Annotated in this window: 15 protein-coding genes and 2 tRNA genes; 4 read left to right on the top strand and 13 right to left on the bottom strand. The window is 66.3% G+C overall.

Features of this window, described 5'->3' with window-relative positions; genetic code table 11:
* Positions 1-41: 41 nt before the first annotated feature.
* Positions 42-1463 (bottom strand): MFS transporter, encoded by a 1422-nt coding sequence (locus AB4089_RS01715; RefSeq protein WP_441407592.1) that lies wholly within the window; start codon positions 1461-1463, stop codon positions 42-44.
* A gap of 128 nt (positions 1464-1591) precedes the next feature.
* Here AB4089_RS01715 and AB4089_RS01710 point away from each other — a divergent pair, with 128 nt between their 5' ends.
* Positions 1592-2623, top strand: coding sequence for an Lrp/AsnC family transcriptional regulator (locus tag AB4089_RS01710; protein WP_441407591.1), 1032 nt, complete (start codon positions 1592-1594; stop codon positions 2621-2623).
* A gap of 471 nt (positions 2624-3094) precedes the next feature.
* Here the strand turns inward: AB4089_RS01710 and leuD are convergent, their stop codons facing one another.
* Entirely contained in the window at positions 3095-3697 is a 603-nt protein-coding gene (gene leuD, locus AB4089_RS01705) for a 3-isopropylmalate dehydratase small subunit (RefSeq protein WP_441407590.1), read from the bottom strand.
* Between the two features lie 87 nt (positions 3698-3784).
* Positions 3785-5239 carry a 3-isopropylmalate dehydratase large subunit gene (leuC, locus tag AB4089_RS01700; protein ID WP_441407589.1) on the bottom strand — a complete coding sequence of 485 codons (1455 nt, stop codon included), beginning with the start codon at positions 5237-5239 and terminating at the stop codon, positions 3785-3787.
* A 133-nt stretch (positions 5240-5372) separates the two neighbouring features.
* Here leuC and AB4089_RS01695 point away from each other — a divergent pair, with 133 nt between their 5' ends.
* Complete coding sequence (locus AB4089_RS01695; protein WP_390204725.1) at positions 5373-6092, top strand: IclR family transcriptional regulator; 720 nt, start codon at positions 5373-5375, stop codon at positions 6090-6092.
* Between the two features lie 46 nt (positions 6093-6138).
* The gene (locus AB4089_RS01690; protein ID WP_441407588.1) at positions 6139-6675 is read left to right on the top strand and encodes a DUF1697 domain-containing protein; all 537 of its coding nucleotides are present in this window, start codon (positions 6139-6141) and stop codon (positions 6673-6675) included.
* Positions 6676-6790: 115 nt separating this feature from the next.
* On the opposite strand, the gene AB4089_RS01685 is transcribed toward AB4089_RS01690, so the two are convergent.
* Positions 6791-6863, bottom strand: a tRNA-Glu gene (locus AB4089_RS01685).
* A 130-nt stretch (positions 6864-6993) separates the two neighbouring features.
* Positions 6994-7065: transfer RNA gene (locus AB4089_RS01680), tRNA-Gln, on the bottom strand.
* Between the two features lie 347 nt (positions 7066-7412).
* Here AB4089_RS01680 and AB4089_RS01675 point away from each other — a divergent pair.
* Positions 7413-8804, top strand: a complete 1392-nt coding sequence (locus AB4089_RS01675; RefSeq protein WP_441407587.1) for a hypothetical protein — start codon at positions 7413-7415, stop codon at positions 8802-8804.
* Here AB4089_RS01675 and AB4089_RS01670 read toward each other — a convergent pair.
* From AB4089_RS01670 to AB4089_RS01635, 8 genes are all read right to left on the bottom strand, one after another.
* The gene (locus AB4089_RS01670) at positions 8801-10132 is read right to left on the bottom strand and encodes a sialate O-acetylesterase (RefSeq protein ID WP_441407586.1); all 1332 of its coding nucleotides are present in this window, start codon (positions 10130-10132) and stop codon (positions 8801-8803) included. The genes AB4089_RS01675 and AB4089_RS01670 overlap by 4 nt on opposite strands.
* Before the next feature lie 180 nt (positions 10133-10312).
* A complete protein-coding gene (locus tag AB4089_RS01665; protein WP_441407682.1) occupies positions 10313-11026 on the bottom strand; it encodes an HAD family hydrolase in 714 nt (237 codons plus the stop codon).
* A 1-nt stretch (position 11027) separates the two neighbouring features.
* A complete protein-coding gene (gene gltX / locus AB4089_RS01660) occupies positions 11028-12566 on the bottom strand; it encodes a glutamate--tRNA ligase (RefSeq protein WP_441407585.1) in 1539 nt (512 codons plus the stop codon).
* Positions 12567-12695: 129 nt separating this feature from the next.
* The gene (locus AB4089_RS01655; protein WP_441407584.1) at positions 12696-13472 is read right to left on the bottom strand and encodes a fumarylacetoacetate hydrolase family protein; all 777 of its coding nucleotides are present in this window, start codon (positions 13470-13472) and stop codon (positions 12696-12698) included.
* A gap of 66 nt (positions 13473-13538) precedes the next feature.
* The gene (locus AB4089_RS01650; RefSeq protein WP_441407583.1) at positions 13539-14321 is read right to left on the bottom strand and encodes an MBL fold metallo-hydrolase; all 783 of its coding nucleotides are present in this window, start codon (positions 14319-14321) and stop codon (positions 13539-13541) included.
* An 89-nt stretch (positions 14322-14410) separates the two neighbouring features.
* The gene (locus tag AB4089_RS01645) at positions 14411-14785 is read right to left on the bottom strand and encodes a DUF1304 family protein (RefSeq protein ID WP_441407582.1); all 375 of its coding nucleotides are present in this window, start codon (positions 14783-14785) and stop codon (positions 14411-14413) included.
* A 126-nt stretch (positions 14786-14911) separates the two neighbouring features.
* Positions 14912-16024 (bottom strand): branched-chain amino acid aminotransferase, encoded by a 1113-nt coding sequence (locus tag AB4089_RS01640; protein WP_441407581.1) that lies wholly within the window; start codon positions 16022-16024, stop codon positions 14912-14914.
* Positions 16025-16164: 140 nt separating this feature from the next.
* On the bottom strand, positions 16165-17217 hold the full coding sequence (locus AB4089_RS01635) for a 3-isopropylmalate dehydrogenase (protein ID WP_441407580.1): 1053 nt from the start codon (positions 17215-17217) through the stop codon (positions 16165-16167).

Below are 17217 nucleotides of genomic sequence, written 5' to 3'. Positions count from 1 at the left end.
GGAGGAAGTGGCAAATCCTGCCGGCGTCAGCGTAGCCGGGTTCACGGAAGGACCTGCGCTGACTGACGCTGCGGATAGCGTGCTGAGGCTGCCGCCGCGATCAATGCAGCCATTGCGAGCGCTCCCCAGATGGATACGAGGCCAACCTCGGTGATGCGCCCGGACTCCGCCGACGATGACGAGAGGAGCTTGACGACGGCGGCACCCACCGCAATGCCAACCGACAGTGCCAGCTCGTTGAGTCCGGCCGCCGTCGAGGTCTCCTCCAGCGCGACACCCTCGACGGAAAGCGAGCGGGTCCCGGCCTGATACATGCCGAGGCTCAAGTTGAACATGGCGAACCCGACACAGTACCCGGCCAGGGAGCCGTGCACAGCGATCATCACCACGAAACCACCCGCGAGCAGCAGTCCGGCGAAGACCAGCGTGGCCCGCTCGCCGAACGCCTTGAGCGCCCGCGCGGTCAACATCGACGACGCGAATGAGAGCACGGATGCGGCGGCAAGGACGATGGCGATCATGAGTGGGCTGAGGGCGAATCCATAGCCGGTCTTGTCGGGGTTGGCGTGCAGGAAGATACCGTTGGTGCCGAAGTAGCTGATGGATGCGAAGCCGAAGAAGAAGGTGGCCAGCGAGACTGCCCGGATACGCGGGTTTGCAAGCATGCGCAGATCCACGAACTTCTTTCCCTGCTCAGGGCCCCTTGCGTCTATCCGGGCCCAGAAGGCCAGCAGCGCCAGTCCAACGAGGCCGGATCCGAGCGTCCGCGCATCGAGCCAGCCCCAGTCCGGCCCCATCGAAAGGGCGACGACGAAGCCGATCAGGCCGACGGAACAGGCCATCAATGGCACCAGGGCAATTCCTTCCCGGGTGGGAGTTCCGGCGTCGGGCAACAAGAAAGAAGAGACCAGCGCCGCGACGGCGAACGGAACCGCCACCCAAAATCCGAGCGTGGGGTCGCTGACGCCCACAATCCCCGCCAGCAGCCCGCCTGCACCGACCATGATCATGAGCATGGCTATCATCACGCTGACTCCGGTGCGGGTGTGAGCTGGGCTGCTGACCCTCAGGATTCCCATCATGAGCGGGATGAAGCCCACGACGCAGGTGAGCAGGACGACGCCCACGGTCACGGTGGCCAGGGACGGCCAGAGGGCCATCATGAGCACTCCCGCAGCGACCACCGCAGTTGACCAGCGGAGCACCAGCCGGTAGCCGTAACTGTCTCCGAGCCGGGAGATGATGGGCGTGAGCACGGCGAAACTGACGTTGGAGATCAGGAAGATGCCGTTGATGGTCGGATCATCGATCGACAAGACGGGCCCGAGGGCGGGCAGGATGGGGTTCAAGTACCCCTGGGTGACGCCACTGAGTGATTCGATCACGGCCATCGCCACGACCATGCCGGCGATCGTTCGGCGGGTGATCGCCGCCGTCGTCGGTGGGACTGTCTTGCTTGTCATATTGCTTCCTTGGGACTCGGGACACCTGAATTGGAGTGATGCGAGTCACAACGTTAGCTTCGGCCCCATCCACGACTCCGATATTGCTCTCAATCCCCAACACATCGAGAAATTTGAAAGAATCAGCCATGATCTCTGAATTGGATCTCGAAATCGTAAACGCCCTGCAGATCAATCCGAGGGCCGACTGGGCCCGCGTGGGGGACGTCCTTGGCCTCTCCGGCCCCACCGTTTCCCGACGCTGGAATGCACTCGCGGAACAGGGACTCGCGTGGATCACCCCGTCTCCAGGACCGCGGTACCTCAGCGCCGGTTGGTCCGCTTTTGTCTTTCTGTCCTCGGTGCCGGGCGAGCACGAGGCCCTCATTCAGCGGCTCTGCGCGGAACCCGCTTTCGGGACGGTTTCCCTGGTGTCAGGAGCCCACGACTTGTTCGTGGACTGTTTCGCATCAAGCCATGAGGAACTCATGGCGATCGTCACGGGCGCCTTCGCGGACCTGCCAGGTGTGACGCGCAGGGAGGTTGTCTTCGTTACACAGCTCTATCGGCAGGCCTCGGAGTGGCGCAGCGGAACCCTGGAACCAGCGCGGGCCCGGCTCATGGCGAAGGAGTCCACTCCGCCACCGCCCGCGTATGCCCCCGACCGGCTGGACGCCACCCTGCTGGAGGAGCTTGCTCGCGATGGTCGGGCCAGTTGGGCAGAGCTGGGCGCCGCCTCCGGTGTGTCGCCCCAGACGGCCCGACGGCGGGTGGAACGGTTTCTGGCGTCCGGCTACATGACGATGAGGTGCGATACTTCCGTCGCCGGCCAGCAGGGCCTGCGGGAGGTGAGCCTGAGCCTCAACGTTCCTGCGACCCATGTGGACTCCATCGGCCGATACTTCGCGGGACTGCCAAGCTGCCGCTTGAGCGCGCAGGTACTAGGTACCCAGAACCTTTTGGTGACACTGTGGGTCCGCGACTATCTAGAAGTCCAGGGGCACGAGCGGGAGCTGGCAGCCCGGGCGCCGGGAAGCACGGTAATCACCCGGCAGGCGGTGGTTCGCACGTATAAACGGCTCGGACATCTGTTGGATGAGTCAGGGCGAAGCCAGGATGTTGTCCCCCTGCCACTGTGGCGGGAGGACTCGGCGCAAGCCTTGCGTCGCCACGATTCGTGAACGGACGCACAAAGCCATAACGTCCGCGCCCACGTCTGGACCGCCGTCCCACGCCCAGGACCACGCCACACCATCAAACTCACCACCCCCACCGGCCACACCTACCACTCCACCGCACCACCCCTGCCCGGAACGCCGTTGTCAGGAACAGCTTCCTATGGCCGCCCGCACACTTGGATCCGTTTTCCGGAATAGCTCCAATGGACTCGAGTACGTTCGGAACGGATTGGCCGGGGTCCCTGCACCGACGCAAGCTCCGGCACCGGGCGAAGGCCCTCAAGAACGGTCAGCGCTCTGCAACCGCGGTGGCATAGGGCCAGCGAAACATGAAGTCGGAGGGCCAGGCCATGAGAACTGCGAACGCCAGCCCCGCCAAAAGACAAGTGCCGCCGTCGAGTCTTTCAACTCGACGGCGGCACGTCATCACTACGCGATTACTGCCAGAAGACCTGGCGGCTCAGCCCTGGGGCCTCAGGACAACCGGGCAGGAAGCGTCTTGGGCTTGAAGGAGGGCCGGGTGGCCTCGTACGCCGTGATATCGGGTTCGTGCTGCAGCGTCAGCCCGATGTCGTCCAGGCCTTCCAGGAGGCGCCACCGTGTGTAGTCGTCAATCTCGAACGGCGCCACAATGTTGCCGCACTGCACGGTCTTGGACACGAGGTCCACCGTAACCTCGGTGCCGGGTGCGTTCTCGAGTTCTTTCCAGATGAGCTCGATGTCGTCCTGGGCGACCTCGGCGGCCAGGAGGCCCTGCTTGCCGGAGTTGCCGCGGAAGATGTCGGCAAAGCGGGAGGACAGGACGGTCTTGAAGCCGTAGTCCTTCAGTGCCCAGACGGCATGCTCGCGCGACGAGCCGGTGCCGAAGTCGGGGCCCGCCACCAGGACGGATCCCTCGTTGAACGGCGCCTGGTTCAGGATGAAGGACGGGTCTTTGCGCCAGGCGGCGAAGAGCGCGTCCTCAAAGCCGGTGCGGGTGATGCGCTTGAGGTAGACGGCGGGGATGATCTGGTCCGTGTCGACGTTGCTCTGGCGCAGAGGGACACCGATTCCGGTGTGGGTGGTGAACTTTTCCATGGCGGATCCTTCGGGACTGTATGGATCAGGGCTAAGTGGATCGGGCTAAGTGGATCGGGCGGTGCGGCGGAGGCTGCGCGGCCGGGACTAAAGGGCGTCGACCCGGAGCGCCGCGGACTCCGGGGCGGGGTCCAGATCCGACGGCGAGCTCAGCGTGCCGCGGACCGCCGTCGCCGCTGCGACAACAGGCGAGACGAGGTGCGTGCGGCCGCCCTTGCCCTGGCGTCCCTCAAAGTTGCGGTTGGACGTGGAGGCGCAGCGCTCCCCCACCTCCAGCTGGTCCGGGTTCATGCCCAGGCACATGGAGCAGCCGGCAAAGCGCCACTCGGCACCGAAGTCCTTGAAGACTTTGTCCAGGCCCTCGGCTTCGGCCTCAAGCCGGACACGGGCGGATCCGGGCACCACGAGCATGCGCACGGCCGGGTCCTTGGTCCGTCCCCGGACAATGTCGGCGGCGGCCCGGAGGTCCTCCATGCGGGAGTTCGTGCAGGAGCCCAGGAACACTGTGTCCACCCGGATCTGCTTCATCGGCGTGCCGGCCTCCAGGCCCATGTACTGCAGGGCGCGTTCGGCGGCAGCCTTGGCGTTCTCGTCGCCGAAGTCCTCCGGCGAGGGCACCTTCGCGGACAGGGACACGCCCTGGCCCGGGTTGGTCCCCCAGGTCACGAATGGTTCCAGGGTGTTGGCGTCCAGGTCCACCTCGACGTCGAACGCAGCGCCGTCGTCGGTGCTCAGGGTGTTCCAGTATTCGACGGCGGCATCCCACTCGGCGCCCTGGGGCGCGTGCGGGCGGCCGTACATGTAGTCGTACGTGGTCTGGTCCGGGGCCACCAGCCCGGCGCGGGCGCCGGCCTCGATGGACATGTTGCAGATGGTCATCCGGGCTTCCATGGACAGGGCACGGATGGCCGAGCCACGGTACTCCAGCACGTAGCCCTGCCCGCCGCCGGTGCCGATCTTGGCGATGACGGCCAGGATGATGTCCTTGGCGCTCACACCGGGCCGCAGCGTGCCCTCAACATTGATGGCCATGGTCTTGAACGGCTTCAGGGACAGCGTCTGGGTGGCCATGACGTGCTCCACCTCGGAGGTGCCGATGCCCATGGCGAGGGCTCCGAAGGCGCCGTGGGTTGAAGTGTGCGAGTCGCCGCAGACCACGGTCATGCCCGGCTGCGTGAGGCCCAGCTGGGGTCCGACCACGTGGACGATGCCCTGCTCGGCGTCACCGAGCGAGTGCAGGCGGACACCGAACTCCTGGCAGTTGTTGCGCAGGGTCTGGATCTGGGTCCGGCTCGTGAGATCGGCAATTGGCTTGTCGATGTCCAGCGTGGGAGTGTTGTGATCCTCGGTGGCTATGGTGAGGTCCGGCCGGCGCAGCTTGCGCCCGGCGAGCCGCAGGCCTTCAAACGCCTGCGGCGACGTCACCTCGTGCACCAGGTGGAGGTCGATGAAGAGGAGGTCCGGCTGGGCGTTGGCTCCTTCGCCGTCCCCCTTGCGCACTACGTGCGCGTCCCAGACTTTCTCGGCCAGTGTCTTTGCCACGGCCTGCTCCCTTCACTGCGGTAAGTAAATGTGCGTCCCTACGCGGGCTGTTAGTTCCACTGAACCAGCACAGCCAAGTAATACGCCAGCGCGTTGACTTGCATCTCAGATAATGAGACGTCAATATCATTACATGGACAATTCTAGTGGAGTCGGTGTCATCGATAAAGCGGCCCATGTGCTTGACGCACTTGAGGCCGGCCCCACCACCTTGGCGCAGCTGGTGGCGGCCACGGGGCTGGCTCGGCCCACCGTGCACCGGCTGGCTCTCGCCCTGGTGCACCACCGGCTGGTGAGCCGCGATATCCAGGGCCGGTTCGTACTCGGGAGCCGCCTGGTGGAACTGGCTTCCGCCGCAGGCGAGGACCGCCTCATCGCCTCCGCCGGCCCCGTGCTGATGCAGCTGCGCGACGCCACCGGCGAGAGCGCGCAGATCTTCCGCCGCCAGGGCGACTGGCGCGTCTGCGTGGCCTCCGCCGAGCGCCCCATCGGCCTGCGCGACACAATTCCCGTTGGCACCCAGCTGTCCATGAAGGCCGGCTCGGCCGCCCAGGTGCTACTGGCCTGGGAAGACCACGACCGGCTCCTGGAAGGCCTCCAGTCGGCCCGCTTCACCCCCACCGTTCTGGCGGGAGTACGACGCCGGGGCTGGGGTCAGAGCCTGGGTGAACGCGAGCCGGGGGTCGCCTCCGTTTCGGCCCCGGTCCGCGGGCCGTCCGGCCGCGTGATTGCCGCGGTGTCCATTTCCGGGCCCATCGAGCGCCTGACCCGCCAGCCGGGGCGGCTGCACGCCGAAGTGGTCTGCAACGCCGGCCGCATCCTGACCGAGGCACTGCGCAAGACCAACGACTAAGCAAGACCAACGACTAGGCAGACCAACGACTAAGTATGCTGTGCCCATGAACAGCTATGCAGTATTCCTCCGGGGCATCAATGTGGGCGGCATCAACATCAAGATGGCCGACCTCACGGTCGCACTGAAGTCTCGGCCGTTTTCAGACGTTAAAACGCTGCTGGCCAGCGGGAATGTGGTGCTGGCCAGCGATCTGGATCCTGCCGGCGTTAAGCGGGAGTTTGAGGCCTGCCTACGGGAAACCTTCGGCTACGACGCCTGGGTGGTGGTTCTGACCTCGGACCGCGTGGCGGTACTCGTCGAGGCGTGCCCCTACCCGGCCGACGACGCGTCCACCCACACCTACCTGACACTAGCCTCGGATGAGGCGGCACTCTCGGAGCTCTTTGAATCGGGCAGCGCCCTGGACGGTGCCGAGCTCACCCGGCTGGGACCGGAAGCCCTGGCATGGCTAGCCCCCACCGGAGGAACCCTGGAGAGCCCTATCAGCAAGCTCTCCTCGAAGGCCAAGTACAAGGCAACCACCACCACCCGCAATCTCCGCACCATGATCAAGGTCCGCGACGCCGCTGCCGGGCTTTAGCCGCGATCGGACATTCGCCGGGGGCGGAGGCGCGAGCCGGAGCGACTGAGGAAGCGCCACCGGATCCGGGCAAAACAAAACGGCCCCGGGCTAATGCCCGGGACCGTTTCCATTGTGACCCCAGCGGGATTCGAACCCGCGTTACCGCCGTGAGAGGGCAGCGTACTAGGCCGCTATACGATGGGGCCGCGTACTCTCCAGAACAGCATTCCTGCCGTTCAAGCCAAATGATTGTTTCATACATTTGGTCGCTGTTTCAAATCGGCAAAGCCGCTTCGAAACTTCCAAATACTCCCGAAAATCCGTGAGTTTTCAGAGCTGGGATACCAGGACTCGAACCTAGAATGACGGTACCAGAAACCGTAGTGTTGCCAATTACACCATATCCCAATGGCACTTCAGGACCGGATGACTGGGTCCAAACCCTCGCTCCCGGCGCCTCAGCACGAGTAATTACTTTACCCGAGAGTTTTCACTTGCACAAATCGGGCGGGCGGCCACGGGGCCGGGTGGGCTGGGCAGGCCGAACCCCGTTTCAACCACCGGAAAATCCTGGTCCGCCCTTGCCAATCCGGGCGAAACAAGTTTACGCTCGGTAAGTTACCAACGAGTAACCACCCCTCCCCCACGCCGCTGAGGGCAGCTTTGCGCTCAATTTCCAGTGTTAGCTGCATCACACTGACCGGGGTGGCCGGCAGCAGAGCCGCTGCCGGCGGGAACGTCGAGAGGAAACACCTGTGTCACTGAGTCGTGCCGCCACCAGCAAGACCCGGACCCGTGCGCAGCAATTCGCCATCGCCACCCTGGCGCTGCTGCTCATCGCCCTGCTGGGGTTCTATACCCTCGTCACAGGCCGCATCACGGACGGTTCTGCGAAACTCAAGGACGGGGCCGCCCAGGCTTCAGCCGGAGCCGGCCAGCTAGAGGACGGCGCCGGAAAACTCGCCAACGGCGCCAGCCAGGCCGATACCGGGGCCGGCAAGCTCTCCGCGGGGGCGGACAAGATCTACTCGGGCATCAGCACCAAACTGGCACCCGGAGCGGACAAGCTCCAGGCCGGTGCCGGCGACTTGGCCGCGGGTGCCGTCAAGATCCAAACGGATGTCAACAGCAAGCTGGCACCGGGCGTCTACAAAGTCGACGACGGCGCGCAGAAGCTCGCGGCGGGGGCCGTGCAGCTGTCCGCCGCGCTGACCCCTACGCCGGCGGGCAACGCCCAGAACAACCTCGCAGACGGAGCCACGCAGCTCGACGGCGGCGCCGCCCAGCTGGCCGGGGGCACTGTTGCCCTGGCAGGTGGAACAGACCAGCTCAAGGGTTACCGGGGCGCCAACGGTAACCCGGAGGCCGGAACCGGGACAGCGGCACTGGCGCAGGCCATGGAACTGCTGCAGGCTGCGGCGAACGATCCGGTCCAGGGCCTCGTACCGCTGTCCGTGGTGAAGGACAAGATCGCCAAGATCACCGCCGGCGCACACAAGCTGGACGCCGGCGCCAGCCAGCTTCAGGCCGGCGCGAAGCGTCTGCGGGACGGCGCAGGCCAGTTGCACGCGGGAACGGGCAAGCTCACGGCGGGATTCGCCATGCTGGCCGGAAAGCTCAACAGCCAGGACCCGGCCAGCCCAGGCGTCGTCCTGGGCACCCGGCTCCTGGCCGAGGGCACATCCAAGATCCGTGTCGGGATGGACGGCGTCCCCGGCGATCCCGAACACCCGGGCCTGCTGAAGGCCGCCGCACGGATGACCGACGGCACCTCCCGACTTGCCGACGGAACCGTGGCGCTGAACTCCGGCATCAATGGCGTTCCCGGCGATCCGGCCAACCCGGGCCTGCTCGGTGGATCCCAGGCTCTGGCGTCCGGGGCCTCCCAGCTCTCGGCCGGCAACACCAAGCTGGCGACCGGCTCCTCGCAGCTGGCCACGGGGGCGGACAAGCTCGCCGACGGCAACGCCCGGATTGCTGACGGCACCGGAACGCTGTATTCCGGGGCCGCGGCGGTATCTCCCACCAGCATGATCCGGCAGTCCGACGCCGCCACGGCACTGGGACTCGTGGCTGTGCTGGCCCTTGGTTCCGTGGGTGCCTTTCTGGCGCTGCGGAAGAAGCAGTCCTCGGCGCGGTCGTCCTAGCTTGCGCCAGCCACCTTTGCTGCAGCGGTCGAACTCCTCGAAGTGGTGGTGTAGTCGGCTTTGGAAGCCGTGACCTCCACCGTGAGGGTTCTCCCCCGATCAGCCGAACCGGGCCTGTACGTATTGCGGGTGGCTCCACTGATGGCGACATGCGAGCGGTACCACTGATAGGCAAACGCGACACGTCCAGGGCCCCAGGCGCCGGGAACCGCGGTCAGCGTTGCCCCGACTTTCGCCGTCCCCCGGATCGACGGCACGGCTGAGGTGAGGCTTCTACGGACCACCTTGGCCGTGCCGGACGACATTCTCGAACGGGAGGGGTGCCCGGCCTTGGATCCCGTGACCTCCACCGTCAGGGTTCTCCCGAGATCGGCGGCACCCGACGTATACGCAGCACGGGTAGCTCCACTGATGGCAATATGGGAGCGGAACCACTGGTAGGCCAACGAGACCTGTCCGGGGCCCCAGGCGCCGGGCACAACGGTTAGCGTGGTCCCGACCATCGCGGTCCCCCGGATCTTCGGTATCGGTGCGTTCAGCGGGATGGAAGCTACATGGGCAGCGTGCCAATAGGCGGCGAGGTACGTTCGCCCCAGATACTGAATACCGGTCCTGGAGAAGTGAGTGATATCGCCGGCGTTGACACCCCCGGCCTCGGACGCAGCGAACCCGGTGTAGGGCACACGCGCCGGGGTTTCCTGTTGACTCTCGTCCACGTTGCTCCGGCCCGGAACGACCGCAATTCCCTCCGGGGCCATGCGGCCGAGCACAAAGGGCAGATTTGGCGCCGCGAGCTTCGTCCGGAAGAATTCAATCAGCTGGTCCAGCTTTGAGCTATATGCCGCCGTGGACATCGCAGAGTTGTTTTCGCCCTGGTGCCAAAGAATGCCTTTGAGCTCCACCACGTAGCCAGCCGCCCTCGCCGCCGCAATACCCTCAAGAGTCTGGGTGACTGCGAGACCGGGGAGGTCGGATGCCGGCGAAATCGCAGCACCGACCGACCAGGTGAGGGTACCCGGAGCCCTTGTGAATCCGGTTTTGCCGTGCGCCGCGGGGATGATGAGGACCCCGACGTTGGCGGCCTGGGTTTTCAAGTACTCACGGGCCATGGTGGTCGCGGGCGAGATCCCTGTCGCAGCGTCGTGCATGTCCAAGGGAACCGTCGCCGGCCGAAAGGTGCGAAGTTTTGCGCCGTATTGGAAGATCCTTGGATCCTCTGCGTCGTTGGCTCCGCCGACGGGAAGCCCGCGGCCGGACATGTTCGACTGGCCTGCCGCCAGGAACACATGCAAGACCTTGACAGACGGCACCGCTTGCACGGGCCCCACGCCTGCCAACATTAGGCCGGCAACCGCCAAGCCAATCACTAGCCCCCGATAGTATCTGGCCATAGCTCTATGCACGGATCCCCCATCCGTTTGTTGGCGATGCCGCCTATGCCACTGAGATTTGRAGTCGAACGAAATACTACACGGTCTTTAGTAAAGCCGATGTCACCGCGGCTTCCCCTACGCCAGCAGCTCCAGCAGGGAGCCGACCTCGCGGCCAACGAAGCCCGAGGCCGGCTCCCCGCCGCGGTTCAGCCAGACGCCCAGGAGGCCGGCCGCCGTCGAGCCTTCCGCGTCGAGCAGCCGGTTGTCCCCGACGTACAGCGTTTGGCCGGGTCCGGTACCGATCCGCCGGACACCCTCGAGGTAGATGGCAGGGTCGGGTTTGGCGACGCCGACAGTATCGGTGCCCACCAGGACGGTGATCCGTTCCAGCCCGGCCGCGTCCAGTTTTACCCGCTGGTAATCATGGACGTTATTGCTCACGGCACCGTACGGAATGCCAGCGGCGTCCAGGGCGTCCAGCAGGGGGCCGACGTCGTCGAACGCCCGGATGTAGCCGTGCTGGCGGCTCGCGTAGGAACTCACCCAGTGGTGGGCCTGCTCGCCGTCGGCCAGTTCGACGCCGAAGTAGCCCAGCGCTGCCCGGCCGCGGAGCAGCCGCTGTTCGTTGAACGTGATCTCGCCGGCCAGGTAGCGGTCGTAGAAGTGGGTTGTCTCGTGGGTGAAGATCCGCCCGAACTTCTCCCACCCGGCCTCGTCAAGGCCGGGCAGGAGGTGCTCGCTGACGTCGCGGAGTGCGGACGTCATGGAGAATTCGAGGTCCACCAGCGTGTCGTCGATATCAAAGAGGATCCCTTGGACAACTCCCGCGCCCAGCCCTGCTGCCAGCATGTCAGCCGCGGAAGGCACGCAGCCGGGCGAGGGAGGAATCCTTGCCCAGGATGACCATGGATTCGAACAGGGGCGGGGAGATCCGGCGGCCCGAGACGGCCGTTCGGACCGGGCCGAAGGCCAGGCGCGGCTTGACGCCGAGGCCTTCCACGAGGGCCTCCTTCAGGGCGGCCTGGATGTTCTCGGCCGTCCAGTCAGCAACGGGCTCCAGTGCGGACAAGGCGGCGTCGAGCACCTCGGTGAGGTTCTCCGGCAGCCCCTTGCGGGCGTCGTCGGCGACGTCGATCGCGTCGTCTGCCTTGAACAGGAACGCGAGCATCTCGGGGGCTTCGCCCAGCAGCGAAATGCGCTCCTGGATCAGCGGGGCGGCCTCGGCCAGGATCTCCTCCTCTCGGGCGGTGAGGCTCTCCCCGACCAGGCCGGCGGCCTGCAGGTAGGGCACCAGGCGGCCGTGGAAGTCCTCGGGGTCCAGCATCCGGATGTGGGTGCCGTTGATGGCCTCGGCCTTCTTGATGTCGAAACGGGCGGGGTTGGCCAGGACGTCGTTGACGTCGAAGTGCTCGATCAGCTGGTCCACGGTGAAGATGTCCTCGTCCGCGGAGAGGCTCCACCCGAGCAGGGACAGGTAGTTGAGCAGGCCTTCGGGGATGAAGCCGCGGTCCCGGAGCAGGAACAGGTTGGACTGGGGGTCGCGCTTGGAGAGCTTCTTGTTGCCCTCGCCCATGACGTACGGCAGGTGGCCGAAGACCGGCATGTAGCTGGCCACGCCGATGTCCATGAGGGCCCGGATCAACACCACCTGGCGGGGTGTGGAGGAGAGCAAGTCCTCGCCCCGGAGCACGTGGGTGATCCCCATGAGGGCGTCATCCACCGGGTTGACCAGGGTGTACAGCGGGGATCCGTCGGCACGGACAATGACGTAGTCCGGGATGCTGCCGGCCTTGAAGGTGATCTCGCCGCGGACCATGTCCGTGAAGGTGACGTCCGTATCCGGCATGCGGACGCGCAGCACGGGCTGACGGCCCTCGGCCTTGAACGCGGCGAGCTGCTCTTCGGAGAGCTCCCGGTCAAAGTTGTCGTAACCAAGCTTGGGGTCGCGTCCCGCGGCGCGGTGGCGGGCCTCGACTTCCTCCGGGGAGGAGTAGCACTCGTAGGCGTAGCCGGCGTCGATCAGCTTGGCCACGACGTCCTTGTAGAGGTCCAGCCGCTGCGACTGACGGTAGGGCTCGTGCGGACCGCCGACTTCCACGCCTTCTTCCCAGGTGATGCCAAGCCATTTGAGGGCCTCAAGCAGCTGCTGGTAGCTCTCCTCCGAGTCGCGGGCCGCGTCCGTGTCCTCGATCCGGAACACAAAGGTGCCCTTGGTGTGCCGGGCGTGGGCCCAGTTGAACAGGGCGGTGCGGATCAGGCCGACGTGCGGGGTGCCCGTGGGCGACGGGCAAAACCGCACCCGGACCGGGGTGTCAGCGGTGACTTCACCGGCGGGGGCGGCAAGCGGGGCGGAGCTGGAAACGGCGTCGGACGCGGAAGCAGTAGTCATAGTGGTACCAACATTACCAATCCCTGCCATCACTACTTGCCCGGAATACCGCTACGAAAACGGACAGCCGCACCGTGGATCCACGGTGCGGCTGCCCGAAAACGGTGCGGCTTCCTCCTGGCGGAGCAGTTAGCGGCGGACCGCCGGGTTGGAGAGGCGTCCGATGCCCTCGATTTCGACCTCGTAGCGGTCCCCTGCCTGGATGGCGCCGACGCCGGCCGGGGTGCCGGTCATGATGACGTCGCCGGGCAGCAGCGTGAAAGCCTGCGAGACGATGGAGACGAGCTCCCGGACGCCGCGGATCATCTGGTTCGTGCTGCCGTCCTGGCGCAGTTCGCCATTGAGCCGGCCCCGGATCTGCAGGTCTTCAGTGTCCAGCTCGGTCTCGATCCACGGGCCAAGCGGGGCCGAGGTGTCAAAGCCCTTGGCCCGGGCCCACTGCAGGTCCGTTTTCTGGACGTCGCGGGCGGTGAGGTCGTTGCCGCAGGTGTAGCCGAAGATGACGTCGTGCACCCGGTCCTCGGGTACGTCTTTGCAGATCCGGCCGATAACAACGCACAGCTCGGCCTCGAAGGAGACGTCCTCGGAGAACTCGGGCAGGACGATGGGATCGTTGGGCCCGATCACGGAGGTGTTGGGCTTGAGGAAAAGCAGGGGCTGCTCCGGGACCTCGTTGCCCAGTTCCTTGGCATGCTCAGCGAAGTTGCGGCCCACGCCGATCACCTTGCTGCGCGGAATGATCGGCGCCAGCAGGCGGACGTCTTCCAGCTTGTGCTTCGTGGGGGTTCGTTCGACGCCGTGGAAGAAGGGGTCACCCTTGATGACAGTGACTTCCTCACTGCCGGGTTCACCTTCCACGATGCCGTAAAGGGGATCAGAATCGACTACAAACCGGGCGATACGCATGGTTCCTACCCTACCGTCCCGGCAGCCTCCGGGGCTTTTGCGACAGCGGCCCCGGGTCTAGCGGCGTCAGCCGCGCAGGTAGTCCAGCTGGGCAGCCACGGAGAGTTCCGCGGCGCGGCGGACGGAGGGGTCGACGTCGGCGTACACGGCGTCGGTGACGGCGGCGACGGTTGCTTCTGCGCCCAGCGCAACGAGGGCTGCCCGGACCTGGTCGAGCCGGCCCTGCCGGTGACCCCGGTAGGCGCGGGCGACGGTGTCGAGCGCGGGCAGCACCGGCCCGTGCGCCGGCAGAACCGTGGCCGGGCCCAGGCGCTCCAGCCGGTCCAGCGATTCCAGGTAGTCGCGGAGGGTCCCGTCGGGGTAGTCCAGCACCGTGGTGCCCGAGCCAAGAATCGTGTCACCGGTCAGGACCGAGCCGTGCGTGCCGTCCTTCGGCAGGTGGAAGCACAGCGAATCCCCCGTGTGGCCCGGCGTCGCCAGCACCCTGATCTCCGTTCCGGCCGCCCAAATCGTTTCGCCGTCCAGCAGCGGGGCCGCGCCGTGGCAGTGGGCAGGATCCGCGGCCCGGACCGGCGCGCCCGTCAGCTCAGAAAACCTCGCCGCCGCAGCGGTGTGGTCCGCGTGCCGGTGCGTGATCAGGATCAGCTCGACCGGCCCGTCGCCGGCCAGCGCCTGCAGGTGCGGCTCATCGAGGGGCCCGGGATCGACGGCCACCCTGCCCTCCGCCCCCGGGGCGGAAATGAGATAGGAGTTGGTTCCGGCCAGGCTCATAGGGCCAGGGTTCGGGGCGAGCCGGAACCGGGTCAGCTCGCTGCTACGGACAATGCCACTGGAGTTCTGGGTAGTCACTCCACCATCCTTGCACTGAAGGGACCCTGCAATGATGGGACCTTGCACTGAAGAGACCCTGCACCGGTGTCCTCGACCGTCCGTCACCCTTAGACGAGCAGCAGGACGCCGATGACCAGCGGCAGGGCGGCTTCGGCAATGGCATTTCCCCAGAGCCGCCGTTCGGAGAGGAACAGGATCAGGCCCAGGGCCACGTGGGCCGCACACGTGAACATCAGGAGCGCCTCGCCGGCCGCGGCCTCGGCTCCGCCCAGGGCAATCGCGCCAGCAATGGCACCGATCCCCCAGATGACGTTGTAGAAGCCGAGATTGAACGTCCACAGCCGGACTGTTTCGACGTCATCCGGTTGGAGGAGGAACACCCGGTGCAGGCGCTGGTCCCGGATGAAAAAGGACTCCATGATGCCGACACTGATGAGCAGGACGCCGAAGATCACGCCCAGAACTTGGATCAGCCCCGTCATGTGCCCATTGTGCACTGCGGGCGGCCGGGTGAAAAGGGCCCAACGGGGGCCCGGTCTGGGACCGCAGACGCCGACGGCGGCCCGTCACCGGAAGGTGGGGGCCGCCGTCGTGCCGTATTTCAGTCTCTAGGCGAGGCGGGTCAGCCAGCCGTGGGTGTCTTCCACGGTGCCGGTCTGGATCCCGAGCAGCTGCGCGCGGATGGCCATGGTGGTCTCCCCCGCCGTGGCGTCCTCGGAGCCGATGAACTCGGTGGCGTCCTTGAGCACGCCGATGGGGGTGATGACCGCGGCCGTCCCGCAGGCGAAGACCTCGGCGATGTCGCCGGAGGCGACGCCGTCGCGCCACTCATCCAAGGTGATCTTGCGTTCGGTGACTTCCCGGCCCATGTCCTTGGCCACCTGGATCACGGACATCCGGGTAACACCTTCAAGGATGGTTCCGGACAGCGCGGGGGTGACCAGCGAGCCGTCCTTCATGACGAAGAAGACGTTCATGCCGCCGAGTTCCTCGACCGCGTCGTCGTTGAAGTGGTCCAGGAAAAGGACCTGCTTGCAGCCGTGCGCCTCGGCCTCCTGCTGGGCGATCAGGGAGGCGGCGTAGTTGCCGCCGCACTTGGCGGCGCCTGTTCCGCCGCGGCCGGCGCGGGCGTATTCGCGGGAGATCCAGATGGAGACGGGCTTGAGCTCGCCGCCGAAGTAGTTGCCGGCCGGGGAGGCGATGACGCGGAAGGAGACCTCACGCGCTGCCCGGACGCCAAGGAACGCCTCGGTGGCGATCATGAAGGGCCGCAGGTACAGGGCTTCGCCGTCGCCGGAGGGCACCCAGTCCTTGTCGGCCGCCACGAGTTCGCGGATGGAACCGAGGAAGTATTCTTCCGGGAGTTCGGGCAGGGCCAGGCGGCGGGCGGACCTGTTCAGCCGGGCGGCGTTGGCCTCGGGCCGGAAGGTCCAGATCGAGCCGTCAGCGTGGCGGTAGGCCTTGAGGCCCTCGAAGATTTCCTGCCCGTAGTGCAGCACTGCGGCGGACGGGTCCAGGGAAATCGGGCCGTAGGGCTCAACCCGCGCGTCGTGCCAGCCACCGTTGCCTGCGGCGTCGACGCTGTAGTCGACAATGGCGGTGTGGTCAGTGAAATAGTCGCCGAATCCCGGGTTCGCCAGGATGGCTGCACGCTCTTCAGCAGACTTCGGGGTCTCCGAGGGGTGCTGGGTGAATTCGACGCCATGGGCAGTCTGAGTCATGGTTCCTCCACGATCGGCTGCCTGGTGTGGGAACGTGGTTCACCCTCGGACCACGGCAGCATATTGGTGATTCGAAACAAGCTTACGCCCGTTGGCAGCGGGGTTTTGCGGCCCCCTCGGGGTGAGGTGCAGGGCAGCGGCTACAGCGCCGCCGCGATGGCGTCGCCGACCTCGCTGGTGCTCCGGAAGGCACCGTCGCGGGCTTCGACGTCGGCCGTTACGGCGGCCTCGATCTTCCGGGCGGCGGCGGTGAAGCCGAGGTGGTCCAGCAGCAGTGCCGCGGAGAGGATGGCGGCTGTGGGATCGGCCTTCTGCTGCCCGGCGATGTCCGGGGCGGAACCGTGGACGGGCTCGAACATGGACGGGGCGGTGCGGTCCATGTTGAGGTTGCCGGAGGCGGCCAGGCCGATCCCGCCGGTCACGGCTGCCGCGAGGTCGGTGATGATGTCGCCGAACAGGTTGTCGGTGACGATCACGTCGAAGCGGGCCGGATCGGTGACCATGAAGATCGTGGCGGCGTCGACGTGGAGGTAGTCGTGGGTGACCTCGGGGAACTCCTGGGCCACGGCTTCGACGGTGCGCTTCCAGAGCTGGCCGGCGAAGACCAGGACGTTGTGCTTGTGCACGAGGGTGAGCTTCTTGCGCGGGCGTTCGTTGGCCCGGCGGAACGCGTCGCGGACCACGCGCTCCACGCCGTGGGCGGTGTTCAGGGAAACCTCGGTGGCCACCTCGTGGGGGGTGCCGGCACGCAAGGTGCCGCCGTTGCCCACATAGGGGCCCTCGGTGCCTTCACGGACCACGATGAAATCGATCTCGCCGGGGTTGGCGAGCGGGCTGCCGACGCTGGCGTACAGGCGCGAGGGCCGCAGATTGACGAAGTGGTCCAGGCTGAAGCGCAGCTTCAGGAGCAGTTCGCGCTCGATGACGCCGGAGGGGATCCGGGTATCGCCGGGGGCCGCCCCGACGGCGCCGAACAAGATGGCGTCGCGTGTGCGCAGATCGGCGAGGGTGGCCGCGGGCAGGGTCTCCCCCGTCTCGAGCCAGTGCTCCGCACCCAGCTTGTAGTGGGTCTGCTGGAGCACGATCCCCTCGGCGGCCGCGGCCTTCTCGAGGACTTTTAGGGCTTCGGCCGTGACCTCCGGGCCGATGCCGTCGCCCGGGATGACTGCCAGATCAATCGTGGATGCGCTCAT

Origin of the sequence: Arthrobacter sp. 2MCAF15 (assembly GCF_052115605.1) — a bacterium.
Taxonomy (GTDB): domain Bacteria; phylum Actinomycetota; class Actinomycetes; order Actinomycetales; family Micrococcaceae; genus Arthrobacter.
The sequence above is the reverse complement of the archived record's forward strand: the minus strand, read 5'-3'. Positions and strand labels throughout refer to the sequence as shown.